At 72.6% G+C, this 22,768-nt stretch carries 21 protein-coding genes; 12 read left to right on the forward strand and 9 right to left on the reverse strand.

Features of this window, described 5'->3' with window-relative positions; all coding sequences use genetic code 11:
• Positions 1–80: 80 nt before the first annotated feature.
• The 3 genes from AW271_RS35670 to AW271_RS35680 are packed head-to-tail and all read left to right on the forward strand — an operon-like array spanning position 81 to position 3,385.
• Positions 81–701 carry a mycothiol-dependent nitroreductase Rv2466c family protein gene (locus AW271_RS35670; protein WP_062342337.1) on the forward strand — a complete coding sequence of 207 codons (621 nt, stop codon included), beginning with the start codon at positions 81–83 and terminating at the stop codon, positions 699–701.
• Between the two features lie 37 nt (positions 702–738).
• The gene (locus AW271_RS35675) at positions 739–2,142 is read left to right on the forward strand and encodes an aldehyde dehydrogenase family protein (RefSeq protein WP_157554976.1); all 1,404 of its coding nucleotides are present in this window, start codon (positions 739–741) and stop codon (positions 2,140–2,142) included.
• A 43-nt stretch (positions 2,143–2,185) separates the two neighbouring features.
• Entirely contained in the window at positions 2,186–3,385 is a 1,200-nt protein-coding gene (locus tag AW271_RS35680) for a nucleotide sugar dehydrogenase (protein ID WP_218008259.1), read from the forward strand.
• Here the strand turns inward: AW271_RS35680 and def are convergent.
• Positions 3,382–3,870, reverse strand: a complete 489-nt coding sequence (gene def, locus AW271_RS35685) for a peptide deformylase (protein ID WP_062342343.1) — start codon at positions 3,868–3,870, stop codon at positions 3,382–3,384. The two genes, AW271_RS35680 and def, sit on opposite strands and share 4 nt — an antisense overlap.
• 70 nt (positions 3,871–3,940) lie before the next feature.
• On the opposite strand from def, the gene AW271_RS35690 reads away from it, so the two are divergent.
• Positions 3,941–4,408: a ribose-5-phosphate isomerase gene (locus AW271_RS35690; RefSeq protein WP_062342345.1), complete on the forward strand. Its 468-nt coding sequence runs from the start codon at positions 3,941–3,943 to the stop codon at positions 4,406–4,408.
• Here AW271_RS35690 and AW271_RS40395 read toward each other — a convergent pair.
• Both AW271_RS40395 and AW271_RS35695 read right to left on the reverse strand, forming a co-directional pair.
• Positions 4,405–4,551, reverse strand: coding sequence for a hypothetical protein (locus tag AW271_RS40395; RefSeq protein WP_157554978.1), 147 nt, complete (start codon positions 4,549–4,551; stop codon positions 4,405–4,407). The two genes, AW271_RS35690 and AW271_RS40395, sit on opposite strands and share 4 nt — an antisense overlap.
• A 10-nt stretch (positions 4,552–4,561) precedes the next feature.
• A complete protein-coding gene (locus AW271_RS35695; protein ID WP_062342347.1) occupies positions 4,562–5,785 on the reverse strand; it encodes a GNAT family N-acetyltransferase in 1,224 nt (407 codons plus the stop codon).
• 116 nt (positions 5,786–5,901) lie between these two features.
• Here AW271_RS35695 and AW271_RS35700 point away from each other — a divergent pair, with 116 nt between their 5' ends.
• Positions 5,902–7,014: a PP2C family protein-serine/threonine phosphatase gene (locus tag AW271_RS35700; protein ID WP_062342348.1), complete on the forward strand. Its 1,113-nt coding sequence runs from the start codon at positions 5,902–5,904 to the stop codon at positions 7,012–7,014.
• Positions 7,015–7,222: 208 nt separating this feature from the next.
• On the opposite strand, the gene AW271_RS35705 is transcribed toward AW271_RS35700, so the two are convergent.
• Positions 7,223–7,828: a response regulator transcription factor gene (locus AW271_RS35705; protein ID WP_062342410.1), complete on the reverse strand. Its 606-nt coding sequence runs from the start codon at positions 7,826–7,828 to the stop codon at positions 7,223–7,225.
• A gap of 216 nt (positions 7,829–8,044) precedes the next feature.
• On the opposite strand from AW271_RS35705, the gene AW271_RS35710 reads away from it, so the two are divergent.
• Entirely contained in the window at positions 8,045–9,319 is a 1,275-nt protein-coding gene (locus tag AW271_RS35710) for a M50 family metallopeptidase (protein WP_369408513.1), read from the forward strand.
• On the opposite strand, the gene AW271_RS35715 is transcribed toward AW271_RS35710, so the two are convergent.
• Entirely contained in the window at positions 9,320–9,820 is a 501-nt protein-coding gene (locus tag AW271_RS35715) for a DinB family protein (RefSeq protein WP_062342352.1), read from the reverse strand. It abuts the gene before it with no gap.
• 58 nt (positions 9,821–9,878) lie between these two features.
• Here AW271_RS35715 and AW271_RS35720 point away from each other — a divergent pair, with 58 nt between their 5' ends.
• Positions 9,879–10,661: an SDR family NAD(P)-dependent oxidoreductase gene (locus AW271_RS35720; protein ID WP_062342354.1), complete on the forward strand. Its 783-nt coding sequence runs from the start codon at positions 9,879–9,881 to the stop codon at positions 10,659–10,661.
• On the opposite strand, the gene AW271_RS35725 is transcribed toward AW271_RS35720, so the two are convergent.
• On the reverse strand, positions 10,656–13,139 hold the full coding sequence (locus AW271_RS35725) for a CHAT domain-containing protein (RefSeq protein WP_218008260.1): 2,484 nt from the start codon (positions 13,137–13,139) through the stop codon (positions 10,656–10,658). The genes AW271_RS35720 and AW271_RS35725 overlap by 6 nt on opposite strands.
• A gap of 212 nt (positions 13,140–13,351) precedes the next feature.
• Here AW271_RS35725 and AW271_RS35730 point away from each other — a divergent pair, with 212 nt between their 5' ends.
• The 4 genes from AW271_RS35730 to AW271_RS35745 are packed head-to-tail and all read left to right on the forward strand — an operon-like array spanning position 13,352 to position 18,495.
• Positions 13,352–14,887, forward strand: coding sequence for a S8/S53 family peptidase (locus AW271_RS35730; RefSeq protein ID WP_062342358.1), 1,536 nt, complete (start codon positions 13,352–13,354; stop codon positions 14,885–14,887).
• Between the two features lie 11 nt (positions 14,888–14,898).
• Positions 14,899–15,474 carry an RNA polymerase sigma factor gene (locus AW271_RS35735; protein WP_062342360.1) on the forward strand — a complete coding sequence of 192 codons (576 nt, stop codon included), beginning with the start codon at positions 14,899–14,901 and terminating at the stop codon, positions 15,472–15,474.
• A complete protein-coding gene (locus tag AW271_RS35740) occupies positions 15,471–15,884 on the forward strand; it encodes a hypothetical protein (protein ID WP_062342362.1) in 414 nt (137 codons plus the stop codon). Before AW271_RS35735 ends, AW271_RS35740 begins: the two co-directional genes overlap by 4 nt.
• Positions 15,885–15,921: 37 nt before the next feature.
• A complete protein-coding gene (locus AW271_RS35745) occupies positions 15,922–18,495 on the forward strand; it encodes an AAA family ATPase (RefSeq protein ID WP_062342364.1) in 2,574 nt (857 codons plus the stop codon).
• An 8-nt stretch (positions 18,496–18,503) separates the two neighbouring features.
• Here the strand turns inward: AW271_RS35745 and AW271_RS35750 are convergent, their stop codons facing one another.
• Positions 18,504–18,941 carry a hypothetical protein gene (locus AW271_RS35750; protein ID WP_157554982.1) on the reverse strand — a complete coding sequence of 146 codons (438 nt, stop codon included), beginning with the start codon at positions 18,939–18,941 and terminating at the stop codon, positions 18,504–18,506.
• Positions 18,942–19,081: 140 nt separating this feature from the next.
• Here AW271_RS35750 and AW271_RS35755 point away from each other — a divergent pair, with 140 nt between their 5' ends.
• Positions 19,082–20,635 (forward strand): peptidoglycan-binding domain-containing protein, encoded by a 1,554-nt coding sequence (locus AW271_RS35755; RefSeq protein ID WP_062342368.1) that lies wholly within the window; start codon positions 19,082–19,084, stop codon positions 20,633–20,635.
• On the opposite strand, the gene AW271_RS35760 is transcribed toward AW271_RS35755, so the two are convergent.
• Together AW271_RS35760 and AW271_RS35765 are read right to left on the reverse strand one after the other, a co-directional pair.
• Entirely contained in the window at positions 20,630–21,052 is a 423-nt protein-coding gene (locus AW271_RS35760; RefSeq protein WP_062342370.1) for a MarR family winged helix-turn-helix transcriptional regulator, read from the reverse strand. The genes AW271_RS35755 and AW271_RS35760 overlap by 6 nt on opposite strands.
• Positions 21,049–22,743, reverse strand: coding sequence for an MFS transporter (locus AW271_RS35765; RefSeq protein ID WP_062342372.1), 1,695 nt, complete (start codon positions 22,741–22,743; stop codon positions 21,049–21,051). The genes AW271_RS35760 and AW271_RS35765 overlap by 4 nt, the downstream gene beginning before the upstream one ends.
• Between the last annotated feature and the right edge of the window lie 25 nt (positions 22,744–22,768).

Consider the following 22,768-nt stretch of genomic DNA (forward strand, 5'->3'; position numbering starts at 1 on the left):
GTTTCCCTACCTGGAATAGGTAGATCCCTGACTCCGGTTGTCGATCGATGGAACCACATTCCTGTCGGGAGAGTGAACAAATGTCCGAACGCAAGATCGCCGATTTCTGGTTCGACCCATTCTGTCCGTGGGCCTGGCTGACCTCGCGCTGGATGCTCGAAGTGGAGAAAGTGCGGCCTATCGAGGTCCGCTGGCATCTGATGAGCCTCACCTTCCTGAACGAAGGCAGGGACATCTCCTCGGATTATCGGGCACGTATAAGCAAGGCCCTCGGCCCGGTCCGGGTCGTGGCCGCCGCGCGGCGGAAGCACGGCGAGGAGGTGCTCGGCGAGCTCTACACCCAGCTCGGCACCCGCTTCCACGACGGCGGGCGCATCAAGACCCTCGACGGCCTGGCCGACGTCGTCGCCGAGGCGCTGGAGGCCGCCGGCCTCGACCCCGCACTGGTCGGCGAGATGGACTCCACCGAGTACGACGAGGAGATCCGCCGCTCCCACGACGCCGGGATGGACCAGGTCGGCACGGACGTGGGCACACCCGTGATCGCCATCGACGGCAACGCCATCTTCGGGCCCGTCGTCACCCCCGCCCCGAAGGGCGAGGCGGCGGGGCTGCTCTGGGACGGCGTGGTGCTGGTCCTGTCGACCGACGGCTTCTTCGAACTGAAGCGGACCCGGACCAGGGACCCCATCTTCGATTGAGTGGAACTATGACACCGATCACGCCAGGATGGGGCGCATGCGTCAGCTCTTCGTGAACGGTGCCTGGGTTCCCTCCGCGTCCGGCGAAGGCGTCGACGTGGTCAACCCGGCGACCGAAGAGGTCGTCGACCGGGTGCCGGCGGGGGCGGCCGACGACGTGGCCGAGGCGGTCACCGCCGCCCGGCGCGCCTTCCCCCGCTGGTCGGCCACCCCGCCCGAGGAACGCGGCGCGTTACTGACCCGCGCCGCCGAGCTGATCGAGGCGCGCGCCCGCCCGATCGCCGAGACCATCGCGACCGACATGGGCGCGCCGCTCGGGTTCGCGCTGCGGACGCAGACCCTGATGCCCGCCGGGGTGCTCAAGACCTTCGCCGCCATGGCCGGGCGGCAGGCCGAGACCACCCGGGTGGGCAACTCGCTGATCCTCCGCGAGCCGGTGGGCGTGGTCGCCGCGATCACGCCCTGGAACTACCCCCTCCACCAGGCCGTCTGCAAGGTGGGCGCGGCGCTGGCGGCCGGGTGCACGGTGGTGCTGAAGCCCAGCGAGGTGGCCCCCCTGGCGGCCTACGCGCTGGCCGAGGTCCTGGCGGAGGCCGGGCTGCCGCCGGGCGTCTTCAACCTGGTGAGCGGCCACGGCCGCACCGTCGGCGAGACGCTGGCCGCCCACGTCGACGTCGACATGGTCTCCTTCACCGGCTCCACGGCGGCCGGCCGCCGGGTGGCCACGCTGGCGGGCGACACCGTGAAGCGGGTGGCGCTGGAGCTCGGCGGCAAGTCGGCCAACGTGATCCTGCCGGGCGCCGACCTGGAGACCGCGGTCAAGGCGGGCGTCGGGCACGCGTACAGCAACGCCGGGCAGACCTGTTCGGCCTGGTCGCGCATGCTCGTCCAGTGGGACCAGTACGACGAGGCCGTCCAGATGGCCGTCGCGTTCTCCCGCAAGTACGTCGTGGGCGACCCCTTCGCCGACGACACCCGCATCGGCCCGCTCGTCTCCCGGGTCCAGCGCGACCGGGTGATCCGCTACCTCAACGTCGGCCAGGAGGAAGGCGCCCGGCTGGTGGCCGGCGGCACCGAGCCGGTGCACGAGCGCGGCTACTACGTCGAGCCGGCCGTCTTCGCCGGGGTCGCGCCCGGCATGACGATCGAGCAGGAGGAGATCTTCGGCCCGGTGTTGTCGATCGTGCCCTTCGGCAGCGTCGACGAGGCCGTCTCGATCGCCAACGGCACCCCCTACGGCCTCGCCGGGGCCGTCTGGGCCGCCGACGAGGAGCAGGCCGTCGCGGTGGCCCGCCGCCTGCGCACCGGCCAGGTCGCGATCAACGGCGGCCGGTTCAACCCGCTCGCGCCGTTCGGCGGCTACGGGCAGTCGGGTGTCGGTCGCGAGCTGGGCGAGGCCGGGTTCGACGAGTTCCTCGAGATCAAGTCTTTGCAGATGTGAGCTTTCCGGCTTGACCCGGGCGCGGATACACAAAGTCATGCACGTGTTGATCGTGGGCCTGGGCTACGTCGGGCTGCCCACCGCGCTCGCCTTCCTGGAGGCGGGCTGCCGGGTGACCGGCTACGACGTCAGCGCCGCCCGGCTGGCCGCCATCGCCAGGGGCCAGGTCGACCTGTCGCCGCTCGACCACGCGCGGTTGCGGTTCCACCGCCTGGAGACCACCGCCGACCCGACGGCGGTCGCCGCCGCCGACGCCGTGGTGATCTGCGTCCCGACGCCGGTCGACGAGCATCACGTGCCCGACCTGAGCGCGTTGCGGGCCGCCTGCGGCACGGTCGTCGCGCACGCCGTCCCGGGCCAGCTGGTGATCCTCACCTCGACGACCTACGTGGGCTCGACCCGCGACCTGCTGATCGACCACCTCAGCGGGGTCGACGTCGTGTTCAGCCCCGAGCGGGTCGACCCGGGGCCGGGCGGGCGGCCGCTGGAGCACTCGCCGAGGGTGCTCGGGCCGGCCTCCGCCAAGGCCGGCGACCGGGCCGAGGAACTGCTGAAACGGGTGGCGCCCTCGGTGCACCGGGTCAGCTCGCCGGAGGCGGCCGAGTTGTGCAAGCTGCTGGAGAACTCGTTCCGGGCGGTCAACATCGCGCTGGCCAACGAGTTCGCCGACATCGCCCGGGAGGTCGGCGTCGACCCCGTCGAGGTGATCGAGGCGGCGGCCACCAAGCCGTTCGGGTTCATGCGGTTCGACCCCGGGCCGGGCGTGGGCGGGCAGTGCGTGCCGTCCGACCCCTACTACCTGCTCTGGCGGCTGCGGCGGGCCGCGCCGACCGTGCTGACCGCCGCGATGGGGGCCATCGCGGCCCGGCCGCAGGCGGTGGTCGGGCGGGCGCTGGAGATGCTCGCCGCCGCCGGGCGGGACATCCGCGACGCGAAGGTGCTGGTCGCGGGGGTGTCGTACAAGCCGGGGGTGGCCGACGCCCGGGAGACGCCGGCCATGCCGATCATCGCCGCGCTGCGGCGGCTCGGCGCGCGGGCCGAGTTCACCGATCCGCTGGTCGAGGAGCTCGTCGTGGGGGAGGAGCGCCTCAAACGCGCGCCCGACCCGAGGGGCGAGCCGTGGGACCTCGTCATCGTGCACACCCTCGGCGGCGACCTCGGCTGGCTGCGGCCGCAACAGCCGGTCCTGGACGCGACCTACCGGCTCGAACGGCCCGGCGACAGCCGGTGGGAGGTGCCCTAGGGCGCCTGGAGCATGATGCGGCGGGCGGCGTCCTTCGCCAGGCGGTCGAGGTAGAGGCCGCCGTTGAGGTGGTCGAACTCGTGCTGGAAGCAGCGGGCCAGCATGCCGCGCGCCTTGATCTCCAGCGGGCGGCCGAGGCGGTCGAAGCCCGTGACGGTCACCCCGGCCGCGCGCGGGGTGGGGGAGTAGAGGGGCTTGCCCGTCTCCTTGTTGGGGACCGACAGACAACCCTCCTCCTCGACGAGTTCGGCGTCGTCGTCGATGGTGAGCTCGGGGTTGACCACAGCGCCCTTGCGGTTGCTGATGTCGTACACGAAAAGGCGTTTCGGCACGCCGACCTGGGGGCCCGCGAGGCCGACGCCGTCGGCCAGGTACATCGTCGCGAACATCTCGTCGATCAGGCGGCGCAGGTCTTTGTCGAACGCCGTGACCGGCTCGGCAGGGGTGCGCAGCACCGGATCTCCGACATACCGGATCTCGCGCATTCTGATCTCCGCGGTAAGGGTTGACGGGGGTAGCTGGCCGTTACTTTAGTCGACCTGAGAAGCTCTCCGTATGCGCGTCTACATCGGTTCCGACCACGCCGGCTACGACCTGAAGAACCACCTGGTCGGCTGGCTCAAAGACAACGGCCACGACGTGGTCGACTGCGGTCCCTTCGTCTTCGACGCCGAAGACGACTATCCGCCCTTCGTGCTCCGCGCCGCCGCCGGCGTGGTGGCCGAACCGGGCTCGTTCGGCGTGGTGATCGGCGGTTCCGGCAACGGCGAGGCCATCGCCGCCAACAAGGTGAAGGGCGTGCGGGCCGCACTGGCGTGGAGCGACGACACCGCCACGCTCGGGCGGCAGCACAACGACGCCAACGTGATCAGCATCGGCGCCCGGATGCACACCGAGGCCGAGGCCACCCGTTTCGTCGAGTTGTTCCTCGCCACGCCGTATTCGGGGGCCGAGCGCCACACCCGGCGCATCGACATGCTGAGCGACTACGAGCAGACCGGCGAGCTGCCCGCGTTGCCCTAAGGCTTCTTGCGGGTCTCCTTGCGGGGGACCTCGTCGCGCAGGGGCCGCCGGTCGGCGGCCTCCTGCTGTTCCTTCGACGGACGCGACACGTCGCGGGCGCGCATGGCGGTGATCGCCGTGATGGTCAGACTCGTCAGGGCCATGCCCGCCAGCCTAGAAGACCAGCCCGCCCCAGGGCAGGGGGCTCCACGACAGGGCCGCCGACAGCTCCCGCACCGCGCCTTCGCGGTGCTCGGAGATCTGCCCGGCCATCCTGTACGACTCCAGCGACCGCCCCCCGAGATAGCCGGCGCCCAGGATCCGGACCGGCAGGCTCAGGTCGGGCGCGTCCTCGGTGCGCTCGCACGTCTGCTTGGCCGTCGAGAGCCGCCAGCGGCCGGCGTTCCACGGGCAGACGTCGTCGTCGACCTCGATCACCAGTTCCACGGCCGCGCTGTAGGCGCGCTGGGTGAGCGCGCCCGGCACGTCGACCAGGCGGATCCACAGTTCGTCGAGGGTGCCGGCGTTCAGCTGCCGGGGTTCGGCCAGCAGGTGCATGACCGGGTCGTCCACGGGCCGGTTGGCCGCGAACACCCGCGAGCACAGGTCGCGGTCGAGCAGGCTGCGCCACAGGGCCGCGTAGGCGGCCGGGTCGACGGCGAACAGCTCCTGGAGCAGCACCTCGCCGTCGGGCACGTCGTGGTCGGTGACGGCGCGCTTCACCCGGAACAGGGCGTAGCCGCGCACGCCGTCGTCGTCCTCGGCCAGCACGCAGCGCAGCCGCCCCGCCGAGCCGCGGGCGTTGTCGTCGTCGGCCAGGGTCGCGTCCCAGCGGGCGGCGGTGCGCGAGTAGAGGCCGGGCCGGGTGGGCCGGACCCGGTCGAAGACCCGCACGAAGTCCTCCCGCGCCCGCTCCGGCGGTTCGACCCGCAGGCGCAGCGCCGGATCGACGGGCGCGTCGGCGCGGAAGGCGCTGGAGTGCTTGGGGATCGTGTAGAAGACGTTGTCGACCGCGCGGCCGTATCCGTAGCGGCCGTAGATGGCGGCCTCGGAGGCGTAGAGCGCGGCGAACACCTCGCCCTTGGCGTGGACGTCGGCCAGCTGCCGCCGCATCAGCGAGCTCAGGATGCCCCGCCGCCGGTGGGAGGCCAGCACCCCGACCGAGCTCACCCCCGCCACCGGGAGCACGCCGCCCGGCACGGTCATGTCGAAGCTCATCACCTGGGTGAAGCCGACCATGCGGTCGCCGTCGAAGGCGCCGAGGGAGCGGTCGAACTCGGTGACGCCTTTGAACCGCTCGATCTGACCGGGGGCCCAGGAGGAGACGAACGCCTCGTCGAGCAGGTCACAGACGGCGGGGAACTCGGATTCGGCGACGGGGCGAACGGGGTGATTCACGGCACCACCGTAGGGCCGGGCAAAGAGGGACGGCCACCCAATATACGTGCTAAGTGATCAAGGTGTTGGTCAAGACAGCGCCTCACCACGAAGCCGACCGATACAGTCGGGACATCATGAGTTCCCGTCCGGTGCCGCTCATTCCCCCTCGGCTCCGCGCGATTTTGGTGCGGGTCCCGTTTCTGGTGCCGATCGTCCGGTTCGTAAGGAAGAGTTCGTCGAAAGATAGCCATCTGCTGATCGCCCTGGTCGTCGTGAGCCTGCTCATCGGAGTGCTCGGCGTCCAGATCTCGACGCGTTGGTTCTCGCCCTCGCTGCTCATCCTGGTGACCCTCGTGGCCGGGCTCCAGCTCCGGCTGCGCAGCCTGATGATCCTGCTGGTCGCGGTGGCCGCGTCGGTCACCTACCTCGGCGTCACCTACGGCGCCCGGCAGGTCGGCCCCGGCTACCTGCTGACCATGGCGTTCACGGTCGTGCTGGCCGGGCTGATGTCGCGCACCCGGGGCACCCTCGGCGTGCAGGGGCTGCGCGGCGACGCGATGCTGCTGGAACTGCGCGACCGGCTCAAGAGACAGAGCGAGCTGCCGTCCTTCCCCAAGGCGTGGGGCGGCAAGGTCGTGCTCAAGCAGGCCGGCGGGTCGTCGTTCGGCGGCGACTTCGTCGTCTCCATGCGCGAGGGCACCAGGGTCGAACTGGCCGTGGTCGACGTCTCGGGCAAGGGCGTCGACGCCGGCACCCGGGCGCTGCTGCTGTCGGGCACGTTCGGCGGGCTGCTCGGTTCGGTGGACGACTTCCTCGGCGCCTGCAACGCCTATCTGCGCCGCCAGCGCGAGGGCGAGGGCTTCGTCACGGCCGTGCACCTGAGCCTCGACCTGGCCACCGGCGCCTACGAGATCACCTCGGCCGGCCACCCGCCGGTCGTGCGGTTCGACTCGAGCACCGGCACCTGGCGGGTCTCCGCGGCCAAGGGGGTCGTGCTCGGGGTGGTGCCCGACCTGGCCTGCGAGCCTGACCGGGGCATTCTCCGCAAGGGCGACGCGCTCATGCTCTACACCGACGGCCTGATCGAGCAGCCGGGCCGCGACATCGACGCCGGCCTCGACCGGCTCCTGGGCGAGGCCGAACGGCTGCTGCCCGGCGGGTTCTCCAAGAGCGCCCGTCAGCTCGTGAACTCGATGTCCTCAGGCCACAACGACGACTGCGCGCTGGTCTTGATCTGGAGACCGTGACGTTAGTCACTGGTCGTGCACTGATGCGAGTTGAGACCCTTTATCCGGTCACCGGCGGTACGGGGGTGTCGCCGGAGAGCGGCCCCATTCAGGGTCCCCGGGCCTTCTCAGGTAGGCGGCGCGGCTCACCTGCGGAGGCCCGGCTGTGTTTCTACAACTCGGTGCTCCGAGCCAACCGGAGTCGCTTCGCGATCCGGCTGTCTCGAAGCTATAACCAGCCAGAGTCGGCCGCGATCCGCACCGCGTCGACCCGGTTGCGGGCGCCGGTCTTGCACATGATGCGCGACAGGTGGTTGCGGACGGTGCCCACCGACAGATAGAGCTCCTCGGCGATCTCCTTCGACCGCGCCCCCTGCGCGGCGATGCGCAGCACGTCGAGTTCGCGCCGGGTCAGCGGGTTCTCGGCCGTCTGCAACGCGGCCACCGCCAGGTCGGAGTCGACCGCCCGCCGCCCGGCCGCGATCAGCCGGATGCCCTCGGCCAGCTTCTCGGGCCCGGCGTCGGTGCCCATGAACCCCAGCGCGTCGGCCGCGAACGCGCGGCGCACCTGACCGGGGTTGGCCTGGGACGACAGGATCATCACCCGGCAGGCGGGCACCTTCTCTCTGAGCCGGGCCGCGGCGGCCAGGCCGCCCATGGCGGGCAGGTCGATGTCGATCACGGCGGTGTCGGGACGGTGTTCCACGGCGGCCGGGATGGCGTCCTCCCCCGACGCCACCCCGGCCACGACCACGAGGTCGCTCTCCCCGTTGAGGGAGGCGACCAGGCCGTGCCGGACGAAAGGCAGGTGCTCGGCCACCAGGATCTTGATCATGAGGCCCCCCATTTCATACCTCAGGGTGATCGGCCAGACGCACAGTGTCATCGAAGTCTCTCCGTTCGGCAAACCCATCGCAACCTCCCCAGCGGAAATGCCCGCGAATGCGGACACGGCCGGACGCCCGACCACGTGGGCTACTCTCGATGCGACGACCGATTTTCCGCCTGCCGGGGGTATGCGCCGATGAGCTGGCAGTTCATTGCCGGATTCGTGATTCTCTTCGTCGGCCTGCTGGTGTCGATCGCCCTCCACGAGATCGGCCACCTCGTCCCGGCCAAGATCTTCGGCGTGCGCGTCACCCAGTACATGGTGGGTTTCGGGTCCACCATGTGGTCGCGGCGGCGGGGCGAGACCGAATACGGCGTCAAGTGGATCCCCATGGGCGGCTACATCCGCATGATCGGCATGCTGCCGCCGCGCCCGAGCGACGACCCCAACAAGCTGCGCTCGATCTCGACCGGGCCCTGGCAGGGCCTCATCGAGAACGCCCGCCAGGTCGCCTCCGAGGAGATCAGGCCCGGCGATGAGAGCCGGGTCTTCTACCGCAAGCCGTGGTGGCAGAAGGTCATCATCATGTCCGGCGGGCCGTTCATGAACTTCGTGCTGGCCTTCGGCCTGTTCGCCGTCGTCATGATGGGCTTCGGCGTGACCGTGCTCAAGCCGACCGTCAACGACGTCAGCAAGTGCGTGATCCCGGCCTCCCAGGCCAACCGCGCGTGCGCGGCCACCGACCCGAAGACGCCCGCCCTCGAGGCCGGGCTGCAGAAGGGCGACCGGTTCGTCTCCATCGACGGCACGCCGGTGACCTCGTGGGAGGCGGCGACCGCGACCATTCGCGCCCACGGCGCCGGGCCGGTGCCCATCGTCATCGAGCGGGCCGGTCAGCAGCAGACCCTCACGGTCAACCTGATCGCCACCGAGCGGCCCGACCTCGACGACCCCACCAAGATCGTCAAGAACGTCGGCTTCCTCGGCGTCGAGCCCACCCAGGTGACCGAGCGCCAGGGCCCCGGCTACGTCGTCACCGAGATGTGGGACATGACCACCCGGACCGCCGCCTCGATGCTCGACATCCCCGGCAAGATGGTCGGCGTCTGGCACGCCGCCTTCTCCGGCGAGGAGCGCGACCGCAACGGCCCGATCGGCATCGTCGGGGCCGGCCGCCTCGGCGGGGAGATCGCCGCCTCGGCCGCCCCGCTCGAGAACAAGATCGTCATCTTCATCAACCTGCTGGCCGGGCTGAACCTGGCGATCGGCATCTTCAACCTGATCCCGCTGCTGCCGCTCGACGGCGGCCACATCGCGGGCGGCCTGTGGGAGGGCCTCAAGCGCGGCTTCGCCCGCATCGCCCGGCGGCCCGCGCCCGGCTACGTCGACGTCGCCAAGGCGCTGCCGCTCACCTACGCGATGGCGGCCGTGCTGCTCTTCATGGGCGGCCTGCTGATCTTCGCCGACATCGTCAACCCCGTCAGGCTGAGCGGCTAGTTACTCCCCGGTCACGCCGTCGACACGCTCGCGCAGGAAGTCGGCGTGGCCGTTGTGGCGGGCGTACTCCTCCAGCATGTGAGCCAGGATCCACCGGTGCGACATGTGCTCGCCGGCGCGGTTCGGCTTCTTCATCAGCGTGTCGAGCGGGGTCTCGGCGCTGATCCGGCGGGCGGCCTCGATCTCGGCCCGCCAGGTGGCGAAGACCTCCGCGACCGGCGCCGAGCCGAGGTCGTCGAAGTCGTCGTCGGGCGCGGCGTCGGTGAAGAAGATCGGCGGCAGGTCCTCGCCGTTCAGGCGGATGCGGAACCAGGCCCGCTCCACGTCGGCCAGGTGCCTGACCAGGCCCAGCAGCGACAACGACGACGGCTCGACGGCCCGCGCGCGGAGCTGCTCGTCGGTGAGGCCCTCGCACTTCATCGCCAGGGTGTCGCGGTGGTAGTCGAGGAAGGCGGTCAGGGTGTCGCGCTCGTCGCCGGCGAGGGGCGGGTCGATTCTCATGGGGTTATGGTGCCAAACCATTGCCAGATGCCCGACATCCTGCGGGAACAAGTCATTCATGACACTTGACGGGAAAGTCGCGATTGTCGCCGGAGCGAGCCGGGGCATCGGTGCGGTCACTGGGCGGGCGCTCGCCCGCGCCGGAGCCGCCGTCGTGCTGGCCGCGCGTGATTCCACCGCCATCGAGACCGTCGCCGCCGACATCCGGGCCTTCGGGGGGCGGGCCATGGCCGTGCCGACCGACGTGGGCGACTCCGACTCGGCCGAGCGGCTCGTCGCGATCACGCTGGAGAAGTTCGGGCGGCTCGACGCGGCGTTCAACAACGCCACCGACGGGCCCGTGCCGGCGCCGCTGGCCGAGATCGACCCGCTCGACTTCGACCTCGGCATCCGGACCAACGTCCGGGGGACCTTCCTCGGGATGAAGTTCCAGATCCCCGCCATGCTGGCCTCCGGCGGCGGGTCGATCGTCAACATGGCCTCGGTCGCCGGGGTGCAGGGCACCGCCGGCATGGCCGGTTACGTCGCCGCCAAGGCCGGGATCATCGGGCTCACCAAGGTCGCCGCGCTCGACTACGCCGACCAGGGGATCAGGGCCAACGTGCTGGCCCCCGGGCCGATCCTGACCTACCACCTGGAGGCGGCGGGGGAGGACATCCAGCGGCGGGCCGGGAACGCCGCGCCCATGCGGCGGGTCGGGCTGCCCGAGGAGGTCGCGGCGACGGTGATCTGGTTGTTCTCCGACCAGTCGTCGTACATCACCGGGGTGACGCTGCCGGTCGACGGCGGGATCGCGGCCGGGAACAAGCCGCCGCAGATGATGAAGGCCGCCTCGTCATGACGCGCCGATCGCCGAGAACGACCAGCCGGTGGCCGGGTCGGCCGACGTCCGGGCGTCTCTGAGGGCCTGGGCGCAGGTCAGCCCGGCGCGCAGGCCGTCGTGCAGGGCGACCATGAACGGCACCGCCGCCTCGTCGTTGACGGGCACCACGCTGGCCACCAGCCCGGCGGTGCCGAGCGGCAGCAGGGCGGCGGCCAGGCCCAGCAGTTCGTCGGCTCCGGCGGGCGCGAGCCGCCCGCCCTCGCAGCTCGACAGGATCATCCGGTACGGCGCCGCCCGCAGGCCCTCGACGTCGTGGACGGTCAGCGGCCCGTCGTCCATCCGCAGCGCCGAGAACATGGGGCTGTCGTCGCGGAACACGCCGTGGGCGGCGATGTGGGCCAGCCGCGACCCGTCGAGGGCCGCCAGCACGGCCCCGGCGGTGGCGGAGCCGTCGGCCAGCACGGTCGCGGTGCCGTAGTCGCGGGCCAGGGCGGGCACCTCGGCCCCGCCCGAGACCAGGCCGGGGCCCCTGACCAGCACCACCCCGCCGTCGGGCGGGGCGATCCGGCGGGCCCGCAACCACGCCCGCGCCGAGGGCGAGGTGCCGACCGCGCGGTCGCGCAGCGAGGGCAGCGCCGCCCAGGGCACCCCGTGGAGGCGGCCCGGCGGCACCACCGTGACGGGCCCGTCGCCCAGGTGGCTCAGCGCCGCCCCGAACAGGCACGCCTCCAGCCGCCGGGCCCCGGCGGCGACGATGGGCAACCAGTCGGCCGACCCCCGGTGCGCCAGCCGCCGCAACGCGGAGCGCAGCCGCTCGGCCTCCACGGCGGCGTCGGCCGCGGGCCCGGCCGGGCACCGGCGGACCCGCCCGCCGCCGCAGACGACCGCGTGCAGCAGCCCGTCGACCGGCACGATCGCGACCAGCCACTCGTCGCCCAGCGCGGTCAGCAGGGCGGAGACGTCGAGCCGGTCGTCGTCGAAGTGGCCGCGCAGCCGCAGCGCGTGGGCGCGGATGCGGCGTTCGAGTCGCCGCTGCTCGCGGTCGAGCGCGGGCTGCGGCGACCCGGCCGCGCGGGCCGCCTCGGCCCGGCTGCCGACCTCGCGGAACGCGGTCAGGTCGCGGGCCAGCTCCGGATCGGCCGGCGGCCGGGCGGGCGGCACCGCCAGCGCGGTCGCCCGCCACCGGTCGCTCCACCGCAGCAGCTCACGGGCCGACCGGGCGGCCCGCTGGGCCAGCGTGGCCAGCTCGGCCCCCTGCACGGTGGCGCGCACCCGCAACTCGGCGGCCCCCATGGTCATGCGGTGTTCGTCGAGGACGTCCAGCCCCCGCCGGCAGGCGTTCAGGACCAGCCGCCGGTCACCGGTCGCGGCGGCGAGCAGGGCGAGCGCGGTCCAGCCGTCGGCCCTGACGTGGGCGGGCCCCCGGCGGCGGGCCTCGGCGGCGGACGTCAGATGCACCCGGGCGGCCGCGAGATCGTCTCTGGCCAGAGCGAGCCGCCCGGCCAGCAGCCGCGCCTGCACAGCCTCGGGCGAACGCAGCCCGGCCAGCCGGGTGGCCAGGGCGGGCGCGTCGCGCGCGGAGTGGTCGCCGGTGGCGTAACGGGCATGGAGCAAGACCAGCCGGGCGTGGGCGTGCCACCAGGCCCGGTGTTGCCGCGCGAACACCCGGGCCGCCACCGTGGCGTGCTCGGCCGCCAGGGCGGGATCACCGGCGGCGATCGCCGCCCGGGCCGCGACCAGCCGGAGCTCGGCCGCCCGCGTGGCCTGCCCGTTCACGGTCAGCGCCGCACTCGCCTCGTCGAGCGCCTCCCGGGCCAGCCCCGCCGAGAGCAGCACCCCGCACCGCTGGATGGTCAGCATGACGGCCGGGGTGCCGAGCGACTCGTAGAGGCGGGCCGCCTCGTCGAGGTGCCGCAACGCGGCGGGCGCGTCCCCCGCGCGCGAGGCGACCAGCCCCCGGTTCTCCACCGCCTTCGCCTTGTCGTGGTCCTGATCGGTGCCCGCCCAGAGCTCCTCGGCCGCCGCGAAGTCGGCCGCCGCCCGGTCGGCCGCCCCCACCGCCAGGTGGACGGTCGCGCGCAGCGTCAGGGTGCGGGCCGTCCAGATGACGTCCCCCTCCTTCCGCAACACGGGCAGCGCCCGCCGGCAGTCGGACAACGAGCCCTCGTGGTCGCCGACCACCCACCGCACGTAAGCACGCCGGAACAGCACCCGCGCCGCCGTGACCCCCTCGCCACGCGCGACCGCCCGCTCCATCGTGCGCAGCCCCTGCCGGGTGCGTCCGGAGTGCACCAGCGCCGCCCCGAGCGTCGCCAGCACGTCGGCCTCACGGTCGGCGGACCCCGACCGGACGGCGAGGTCCCGGGCCCGGCGGAGGTGGTCGAGGGCGGTCGCGATGCGACCGAAGTCGCGCTCCCAGATGCCCATGACCTGGTACGCGATGGACGCGTCATGCGGCGTGGGACGACTGTCGAGCAAGGCGCGGGCGGCGGTCACGGCGTCAGTGGGACGGGCGAAGACCAGGGGGAGTAAATCCCCTGGCACGCCCCCAAAACGTGACCTTCCCCCCGGCACAGATCGATGTTAGACGTGAGGGGACGAGGCGTCCACGCTCCGTGATCATGACAGTTCGATCATGGTGTATCACCGGACCCGGGTCCGGCTCCACACAGAGAAATGGTGACGACTCAGACAAGAGGAACCGCGAGATGGAGCCGAACCGATTCCAGGAGCAGTTCGACCTGATCCAGCAGAGCTACGACGAACACCGAGTGCGGCTGGTCGCCGGACCCAGCGGCACACCCGAATACCTGCACCGCAAGGGCGTCGTCCTCATCCGCACCAGCGACTCACGGGCCGCGTCGCGCCTGCTGGCCAGGGCGGGGCTAAACCCCGTCGAGAGGAGCGACGACGAGAGCACCCGGCTCACCACCTTCAGTTTCGCCGACCCGTCCCGACCGGCCGACCCCGCGGAACGTTGGCACGACCCGGTGGTCAGTGACGCGATCGACCTGCTGCTGGCCCAGAACATCCCCGCCGAACGCGACTACCTGCTCACGATCGCCGACGTCAACTGCTGCCCCGCCGACGAGCCGGTGCCCGTCTACGACGGAACCCACAACCCGGGCATCCCGGTCACCCGCCCGAACTACGGCACCGCCCCCGTGCGTGTTCTGGTCATCGACACCGGCCTGGTGCCGGGCTACGACACTCACCCGACTCTCGCCTCGGCCGTCAAGAAGCCGACGGGAAAGCTCGGCAGTGACGAGCGCAGTCCCATGGACACGCAGAACGTGCTCCGGCAATACGTCGGTCACGGCACCTTCATCGCGGGTCTGATCGCGGCCGTCGCCCACAATGTGGAGATCACCGTCCGCAACTGCTTCTCCAATGCGGGCGCGTCCGGGCAACACGCCCTCGGCGCGGATCTGAACGGCATCCTCGACGAGTTCCGGCAGTTGCCGAAAGAGGAGTGGCCGGACATCATCTCCCTCTCTTCCGGCACACCGGTCGCCTGCGACGAGCTGACCCGGCTCCGTTCCGGCAGGCGGTCGAACACCCTTCCGGCGCAACCACTGCTTGCCCTCGAGGAGTTCATGAACCGGCTCGCCGCCCTGAAGGACCTGGAGGACGTGAAGGAGAGGAAGGAGATCCTGCTGGTGGCCGCGGCCGGGAACAACGGCTCCGACCAGCGGTTCTACCCCGCCGCCTGGGCCGACTCCCCGAAGTACGGCGACTTCGTGGTGTCGGTCGGGGCGTTGCGCGCGGACGGGAGGGATGCCGCCTGCTTCAGCAACCACGGCGGCTGGGTCTCGGTCTTCGCGCCTGGCGAGCACCTGATCAGCACCTTCACCCAGAAGGGCGTGCAGACCGCCTACGACTACCAGCACTCCACTTTCGGTGAGTGCCGCTATCACCAGAGCTACGTGTGCACCTGTCTGTCGCCCCCGCACATCGGCGAACTCAGCCAGAACCGCCCTTTCGAGACCTGGGACCTGGCCACCGACCGCAGACTCAAGCGGGTCCACTTCGACGGGCTGGCCGAATGGAGCGGCACCTCGTTCTCGACCCCGCTGGTCGCCGCCATGATCGCCAACGTGATGTGCGAGCACAAGCTGACCTCCCATGCCGCGGCCGCCCACCTGCTGAACACCACGGCCAAGCCGGCCACCCTGCGTGGCCGGCCCGCGAAGATCGTGGAGCCCGCCGGGTGGCGGCCATCGATGGTCTACCCGTCCACCTGACCGGAGGAGAGATGGAGCGTGCGGACACCGGAGAACTGTTCCGGGCGGCGGCCGCCGGCGACAACGCCGCCTGGAAGGAGCTCGTCACGGCGCTCGCGCCGCTGGTCTGGTCGATCGCACGCTCCTACCGGCTCTCCGACGCCGACTGCCGGGAGGTGTACGCCACCGCCTGGTTCAAGCTGGTCCAGAACCTCGGGCGGATCCGGGAGCCCGACAAGGTCGGGGCCTGGCTGGCCAGCACGACCCGCCACGAGTGCCTGAAGATCGCCAGGACCACGCGGCCGGTGCAGATCGACGACCATCCGGCCGTGCTCGATCTGCGGTCTCCCGAGCCGACGCCCGAGGAGGTCGTCGTGGAGGCCGAGCGGGAGGCCGACCGGCGGGACCGGGTCCGGGCCCTGTGGCTGGGGGTGCAGGAGCTCGGGGAGACCTGCCAGCGGTTGTTGCGGGTGCTCCTGACCAATCCGCCGCCCTCGTACGCCGAGGTGTCCGCCGCCACCGGGCTGGCGGTGGGCAGCATCGGGCCGATCCGGCAGCGGTGCCTGGCCCGGTTGCGGGCGATCCTGGAGGAAAGGGGCATCCGATGAGCGATGACCTCGAAGAGGAGCTGCGGCATGCCGCCGCCGTGCTCGACCCGCTGCCCGACGACGCGGTGCAGATCGCCGTGGACGCCTTCGTGACGCACGCCCTGGACGCGGAGCTGGCGGCGTTGTCGTTCGACTCGCTCGACGAGCCCGCGCTGGTCAGGTCGGGGGAGACGCCCCGGCTGCTGACCTTCTCGGTGCCGGGGTTGTCGATCGAGGTGGAGATCATCGCGGGCCGTCTCCTGGGGCAGCTGCTGCCGCCGCAGGAGGCGGCCGTCGTCGTGAACGGGCGGCTGCCCCTGGCCGTCGACGCGTTCGGGCGGTTCGAGGCCGATGGGATCCCCGCCGGGTCGCTCAGCCTGCGGTGCGAGGCGCCTGGGCGGACCGTCGTCACCGAATGGCTGACCGTCTGACCCTGTATCAGGACGCGGGCTCGTCCATCCGCACTATGTGGACACCACCAAGTTCGTCGGCCGCCGGGCCGAGCTGGCCGCCCTCGCCGACGTGTTGCGAGGGGCGGGGGAGGGCCGTCCGGCGGTCGTGGCCGTCGAGGGGACGGCGGGCATCGGCAAGTCGTCGCTGGTCCGGCGGTTCCTGGCCGGGCATCCCGGGCTGACCGTCCTGTCGGCCAGCGGCGCGACCGAGGAGAGCTCGTTGCGCTACGGGGTGCTCGGGCAGCTGCTGCCGGCGGAGCGGCCCGACGCCGACCCGCTGGAGGCCGGGTCGCTGCTGCTCGACCACATCGGGGTCCGCCAGGCCGCCGGTGTGGTGGTCGTCGTCGTGGACGACGCCCACTGGGCCGACGCGCCCTCGCTGACCGCGCTCACGTTCGCGTTGCGGCGGTTGCGGGCCGACGGGGTGCTCGCGGTGGTCGTCGCCCCGGACACCGGGGAGCTGCCCGGGGGGCTGCACCGGCTGCTGGCCGAGGACACCACCCTGCGGTTGCGGCTGGCCGGGCTGACCTCGGGCGACGTCCGGGAGCTGACGGGCCTGCCGGCCCCGGCGGCCGAGCGGCTGCGCGCCCACACGGTCGGCAGTCCCCTGCACATCGGGGCGCTGCTCGACCAGGTGCCGAAGGCCCGGCTCGCCGACATGGGACGGGCGTTGCCGGCGCCGTTGTCGTACACGCGGCTGGTGACCCGGACCCTGGCGGCCGGCCCGCTCGCGGCGCGGGCGCTGACGCGGGCGGCGGCCGTGCTCGGCGACGGGTGCGCGCTGAGCGCGGTCGCCGCGGTCGCGGGGGTGAGCGATCCCCTGGAGGCGCTGGAAGCGGCCGGGCTGCTGGTCGAGACGGGGGCGGGGCCCGCCGTGGGGTTCCGGCACCCGCTCGTGCGGGCAGCGGTCTACCAGCACCTCGGCCCGGCCGAACGGGCCCGGCTGCACACCCGCGCCGCCGCCAGGGAGCCCGATCCCGCCCGCGCGCTGGCCCACCGGGCCGCCGCCGTCGTCGGCGCCGACGCCTACGTCGCCGCCGAACTCGACGACCTGGCCGGCGACGAGGCCGACCGTGGACGCTGGAGCGCCGCCGCCGACCACCTGCTCACCTCCGCGCGGCTCACCCCCGACCCGGCGATCAGGGACGACCGGGTGCTGACCGCCGCCGACCACCGGCTCCGCGACGGCGACGCGGTGCGCGCCGCCGAGCTCACCGGCCAGGTCGAGGCGATGCCGCCGACGCCGCGCCGCGACTACGTGCTCGGGCGGCTGGCCCTGGCCTGCGGCCGCCAGGACGACGCCGAGGCACTGCTCACCGCGGCCTGGGACGGCGGCGGCCACGAAGGCGCGGCCGAACAACTGGCCTGGCTGGCGCTGACGCAGACCAGGGGCGAGGCGGCCATCGAATGGGCCCGCCGCTCGGCCGGGTCGCCGGGCATGCGCGACGTGCTCGCGCTCGCGCTCGGCATCACCGGCCGGTACGCCGAGGGCCTGGCCTCCCTGCCCGCCGACGGCGGCCCGCCCGACGGGCTGGTGGCCCGGGGCGTGTTGCGGTTGTGGACCGACGACCTCGACGGGGCTCTGGCCGACCTGGCCAGGGCGTCGTCCGCGCGGGCCGGGCTGCCGCACCTGGGGCCGATGGCGACCGCCTACCTGGCCGAGACCGAGTTCCGGGCCGGACGGTGGGACGACGCGGTCGCGCACGCCGAGCAGGCCGTCTCGCTGGCCGCCGACAGCGGGCAGAGCTGGTTGTCGTGCCTGGCCCACACGGTCGCGACCCGGCCCCTGGCCGCCCGGGGAGATCTGGCGGCCGCCACCGCCCACGCCGAGGCGGCCACCCGCTGGGCCACGGCGCTCGGCGACCCCAGCAACGCCGCGTACGCCGCGCTCGCGCGGGCGTCGGTGGCCGACGCGGCCGGGGCGGTGCGGGCGCTCGCGGCGCTCGATCGAACCGGCCACCGCGACGGCGTGGACGAACCCGGCCTGGTCGGCTGGCGGGAGGCGTACGCCGAAGCGCTGGTCAGAACGCGCGACCTGGAGACCGCCCAGGACGTGCTGGCCCGCCTGGAGCGGCTGGCCGAGACGCGCGACCGGGCGTCGGCGCTGGTGGCGGCCGGCCGGGTGCGCGGCCTGCTGATGGCGGAACTGGGACGGCGGGGGGACGCGGAGGCGGCGTTCGAAGGAGCGCTCAGCCACGCCAAGAGGGCGGCCCAGCCCTACGAGACCGCCCTGACGCACCTGGAGTTCGGGGCGTTCCTGCGCCGTTGCGCGGCCCGCCGCCAGGCCGCCGACCATCTGAAGGCCGCCCGCGACCTGCTCGCCCCGCTGGGCGCGGCCCCCGCGCTGGCCCGGTGCCGCCGGGAACTGGCCGCCTGCGGCGCCGCCGACCAGGCACGCCAGACGGGCCCCCGCGCCCTCACCCCTCAGGAACACGCGGTGGCCCGCCTCGTCGCGGCCGGCCTGACGAACCGGCAGGTGGCCCGGGAGCTGGTGCTCAGCGTGAAGACGGTCGAATACCACCTCGGCCACGTCTTCACCAAGCTCGGCATCGGCTCCCGGGCCCAGCTCGCCCGCCGGTTCAGAGAGTGACGCGCGGGTCAGGGGGCGAGCGCGATCTGGTCCAGGGTCACGAAGCCCTTGATGGGCCCGGCGACCCCGAGGCCGTCGACGTAGGTCAGCACCGCGCTGACGTTGTAGGCGTCCCCGGCGAAGGCGGCCGCGGGCACCAGCACGTCGACCGAGTAGGCGCCGCCCGCGGGGAGCGGCTGCGCGGGCTGGTCGGGGGCGGTCGTCGAGAAGTCGGGGATCGCGCCGACTCCGTCGAACCTGGCCTCCGCGCGGAAGGATCCACCGATCATGGTGGCCAGCAGCCCGGTGAGCGTCCAGTTCACCCGCACCCGCAGGTCGGTGCCCGCCTTGACGATCTCCTCGGGGGCGTTGCCGTCGTTGTCCAGAACCTCGGCCTCGATCGTGGCGGCGAGGAGCGCCGCCGCCAGCCCGGTGGGGACGCTGATCTTCCCCGTCTTCACTGCCATGAGTTACTCCGTTTCGTTTCGCATCGACTACGAAGAACGGTACGGAGCAGGTCATGAGGGTCGCTTCGGGCGGCCAACCGGGCATTTCCCCTGGGTGGTCCCTGGGTTCACCGCCCCCGGCCCCGCCTACCGTCGCCCTCATGACGGACTTCCTCCGCTGGCTGATCGCCTTCCTGACCCGCCCGACCTCGGGTCTGTTCGGCGAGCTCGACCTCCGCGACGGCGACCGTGACCCCGCCCCGGGCACGACCGCCCGCTACGCCGGTCAGGACCGCCCCGGCCTGCTCGGCGCCACCCACGTCCACGACCTCAACCAGGCCCTGCGCACCCTCGGCTTCCTGATCGCCCCGACGGGGGGCGAGTTCACCCGCGAGACCCGCTGGGCCGTGCAGGAGTTCCAGCGGTACGCGAGCCTCCCGGCCTCGGCCGTCGAGCGCTTCCCCCACCTGCCCCGCTGGTCCGACCGGCTGGCCGCCCTCCCGATCGCCGTCCACGAGCGCTACCGGGGCGCCGCCACCGGCGTGCTCAACGCCTGGACCCGCTTCACCCTGCGCCACTGGCTGGCCAACGGCCGCCGGTGCCCGGTCGTCGTCGAGGCCAGGACCGGCGGGACCGTGGTCGCCGACAACGTCTGGCACCCCGACGAGGTGCCCGACAACACCCCGCGGTTCCACGCCCTGGACCTCAGCGGAGCCTGGAAGACCGCCGAGCCCGACGTCGTGGGCGACTACACGCCGGCGGTCCGGGGCGGCGCGCGGTCGGTGCCGCCCATCCACACCTGGCAGCCGGTCGGCGAGGTGCTGCCGGAGCACCTGCTGCCCGGTTCGCCCGCGATCGGCGACCTGACCGTCGCGGAGCTGAGCACGTTCAAGGTGGTGCGCGCGGTCGCCGACGTGGAGTGCTACGGCTACTTCGACAGCCTCAACGCCTACGACAACGGCTACCTGTCGCTCGGCCTGTGCCACTGGACGGCCGGCCTGCGCGGCAACCCGGAGACCGTCGTCGAGAAGGCCGAGTTGTGGCCCTACCTGAGCCTGCTCAGGAGCCGTGACCGGGCCGCCTTCGACGAGGCGGTCGGGCGGTTCGGGCTCGACGTGGCGCCCTGGGAGTCGGTCGAGTTCAACGCCAACCAGCGCAAGTACGCGGGCCGCGCCCTGGTCGTCCAGGAGCGGGGAGACCCGCAGCCGCTCCCGGCCACCAGGAGCGAGTACGACGTCTTCCGCGGCTGGCACTGGTTCCACCGTTTCCAGATGGCCTGCCGCACGGTCGACGGCTTCCGCCGGGGCATGTGGACGATGAGCCGCATCCGCCTGCGCGACATCCTGTCGATCCCGTGGGAGGGGGGCCGCGTCGGCGACGTCGTCACCTCCGAGCGCGGGGTGGCGCTGCTGCTGCGCTGGCACGTCAACCGGCCCGCCGACGTCTGCACCGGGGGCCAGGCCGGTCCGGGGCTCGTCATCGCCCGGACGGCCGCCGGGCTGACCGGCGACCCGGCGGACTGGGGCGACACCGAGGAGCTGGCCCTGATCACCGAGCTGGTCAAGGCGGCCCCGGCCGCGCTCACCCCGTCGATGGAGTACGTCGAGGCGTGGCCCGAGCGGATGTCCACCACGCGCGGCTACACCCTGCCGACGGCGGGGTTGCGGCTCAGCGCGGCCCGGGGCTCCTTCGCCCTCGACACCTCCGGTCTATGAGGGGCCGGCCAGCGCCTCGATCGCCGGCAGGGCCGCCGCCAGCGCCGCGCGCTGGTCGGGCGGCAGGGCCGAGATCCGGGACACGAAGAAGGCGATGTGGTCGCCCCGCAGCCGGGCCAGCTCGGCCGCGCCGTCCGGGGTGAGGCTGATCAGGCAGGCGCGGCCGTCGGCCGGGTCGGGGGTGCGGTCGACCAGGCCGAGGCTCTCCAGCCCGGCTGCCACCCGGCTCAGCGTCGGGGCGCTGACGCCCTCGTGGGCGGCCAGGTCGCCGAGCCGCACCGGGCCGAGTTGCGCGGCGGCGGCCAGGGTCGAGGTCTGGCCGGCGGTCAGGTCGCCGCGCGCCTGCCGGCGGCTGCGCCGGGCCAGCCGGGCCAGCGCCGCCTTGAGCCGTTCGGCCAGCAGCTCCACGTCGGTCATGACCGGCTCACCGGGACCGTCGCGACGGGCAGTTCGTCGTGGACGTACCGGCGGCCTCTCAGCAGCGAGGCGATGGCGGCGACCAGCGACATCGCGATGGCCAGCAGGAACACCACCACCAGGCCCTGGTGGAAGGGGCCGGAGACCAGGTTCGGGAAGTACTCGCGGCCGGTCAGGACGGCGGTGTCCGCCGGGGTCAGGTGGGCCAGGGCGCCGGTCGGGCCGAGCAGGTTGCCGATCGGGTTGTAGCCCAGGAAGGCGGCGAAGAGCGTGCCGACCGGGGGCAGCGCGCCGATGGTCGCGGCGAGCGCGGGCGGGACGCCGTGCTGGGCGAGGCCGCCGGTCAGGGTCTGCGGCAGGGTGGCGGCCAGCCCGGCGATCATCAACGAGAAGAACACGCCGATCGACAACACCATCCCGGCGTTGGTGAACGTCGCCCGCATGCCCGAAGCCACGCCGCGCTGCCCGGCCGGCACCGAGTTCATGATCGCGGTGGTGTTGGGCGCGGTGAACAGGCCCGACCCGACGCCGTTCAGGAAGATCAGCGCCGCGAAGACCCAGTAGGGGAAGTCGATCGGCGCCAGCAGCAGGCCGAGGAAGGCCAGCGCCGACAGGATCAGCCCTCCGGAGGCGAAGGCGCGGGCGCCGTACCGGTCGGAGAGGTGGCCCGACAGCGGGCCCGCCAGCAGGAAGCCGGCCGTCAGCGGCAGCAGGTAGACACCGGCCCACAACGGGGTGTCCTCGAACCGGTAGCCGTGCAGCGGCAACCAGATGCCCTGGAGCCAGATGATCAGCATGAACTGCAGGCCGCCCCGGGCGACCGAGGCCAGCAGCCCGGCCACGTTCCCGGCCGCGAAGGCCCTGATCCGGAACAGCGACAGGTGGAACATCGGCTGCGCGACCTTCGTCTCGATCAGGCAGAAGACCGCCAGGATCAGCACCCCGGCGGTGATCCCGCCGATCACGAGCGGGTTGGTCCAGCCCATGGTGTGGCCGCCGTAGGGCTGGATGCCGTAGGTCACCGCCGCCAGCACCATCGTGAGGCCGGTCGCGAAGGCGAGGTTTCCCCACCAGTCGATCTTCGCGCCCTCGACCCGGGTGACGGTCTCGCGCAGGCTCCGGTACGCCCACACCGTCCCGATGATCCCGATGGGCACCGAGGCCCAGAACACCAGCCGCCAGTTCAGCTGCGACAACAGCCCGCCCGCGACCAGCCCCAGGAAGGTCCCGGCGATGCCGGCCACCTGGTTGACGCCCATCGCGGTGCCGCGCCGCCCGGCGGGGAACGCGTCGGTCAGGATCGCCGCGGAGTTGGCCATCAGCAGCGCGCCCCCGACGCCCTGGAACAACCGCCAGCCGATCAGCCAGAGCGCGCCGCCCGACTGCTGGAAGGGGTCGAGGGCCAGCACCACCGTGCCGACGGTGAAGACGGCGAAGCCCGCGTTGTACATGCGGACCCGGCCGAACATGTCGCCCAGGCGGCCGAGCGTGACCACCAGGACGGCCGAGACGAGCATGTAGCCCATCAGGATCCACAGCAGGTAGGAGACGTTGCCGGGTTCCAGCGGATTCAGGTGGATGCCGCGGAAGACGGCCGGCAGCGAGATGATCACGATCGAGGAGTTGACGGTGGCGAGCAGCATGCCCAGGGTCGTGTTGCTCAGCGCGATCCACGGATAACGGTCCGACATGAGACCCCCATCAACTTGCTTACCC

It is taken from the genome of Herbidospora sakaeratensis (genome assembly GCF_001570525.1).
Lineage (GTDB): Bacteria > Actinomycetota > Actinomycetes > Streptosporangiales > Streptosporangiaceae > Herbidospora > Herbidospora sakaeratensis.

Excerpts from the sequence above, each read along its gene's own strand:
- AW271_RS35670 (WP_062342337.1), top strand. The coding sequence starts at position 81 with ATGTCCGAACGCAAGATCGCCGATTTCTGGTTCGACCCATTCTGTCCG.
- AW271_RS35675 (WP_157554976.1), top strand. The coding sequence starts at position 739 with ATGCGTCAGCTCTTCGTGAACGGTGCCTGGGTTCCCTCCGCGTCCGGC.
- def (WP_062342343.1), bottom strand. The coding sequence starts at position 3,870 with ATGCGCGAGATCCGGTATGTCGGAGATCCGGTGCTGCGCACCCCTGCC.
- AW271_RS35690 (WP_062342345.1), top strand. The coding sequence starts at position 3,941 with ATGCGCGTCTACATCGGTTCCGACCACGCCGGCTACGACCTGAAGAAC.
- AW271_RS40395 (WP_157554978.1), bottom strand. The coding sequence starts at position 4,551 with ATGGCCCTGACGAGTCTGACCATCACGGCGATCACCGCCATGCGCGCC.
- AW271_RS35700 (WP_062342348.1), top strand. The coding sequence starts at position 5,902 with ATGAGTTCCCGTCCGGTGCCGCTCATTCCCCCTCGGCTCCGCGCGATT.
- AW271_RS35705 (WP_062342410.1), bottom strand. The coding sequence starts at position 7,828 with ATGATCAAGATCCTGGTGGCCGAGCACCTGCCTTTCGTCCGGCACGGC.
- AW271_RS35715 (WP_062342352.1), bottom strand. The coding sequence starts at position 9,820 with ATGAGAATCGACCCGCCCCTCGCCGGCGACGAGCGCGACACCCTGACC.
- AW271_RS35720 (WP_062342354.1), top strand. The coding sequence starts at position 9,879 with ATGACACTTGACGGGAAAGTCGCGATTGTCGCCGGAGCGAGCCGGGGC.
- AW271_RS35730 (WP_062342358.1), top strand. The coding sequence starts at position 13,352 with ATGGAGCCGAACCGATTCCAGGAGCAGTTCGACCTGATCCAGCAGAGC.
- AW271_RS35735 (WP_062342360.1), top strand. The coding sequence starts at position 14,899 with ATGGAGCGTGCGGACACCGGAGAACTGTTCCGGGCGGCGGCCGCCGGC.
- AW271_RS35740 (WP_062342362.1), top strand. The coding sequence starts at position 15,471 with ATGAGCGATGACCTCGAAGAGGAGCTGCGGCATGCCGCCGCCGTGCTC.
- AW271_RS35750 (WP_157554982.1), bottom strand. The coding sequence starts at position 18,941 with ATGGCAGTGAAGACGGGGAAGATCAGCGTCCCCACCGGGCTGGCGGCG.
- AW271_RS35755 (WP_062342368.1), top strand. The coding sequence starts at position 19,082 with ATGACGGACTTCCTCCGCTGGCTGATCGCCTTCCTGACCCGCCCGACC.
- AW271_RS35760 (WP_062342370.1), bottom strand. The coding sequence starts at position 21,052 with ATGACCGACGTGGAGCTGCTGGCCGAACGGCTCAAGGCGGCGCTGGCC.
- AW271_RS35765 (WP_062342372.1), bottom strand. The coding sequence starts at position 22,743 with ATGTCGGACCGTTATCCGTGGATCGCGCTGAGCAACACGACCCTGGGC.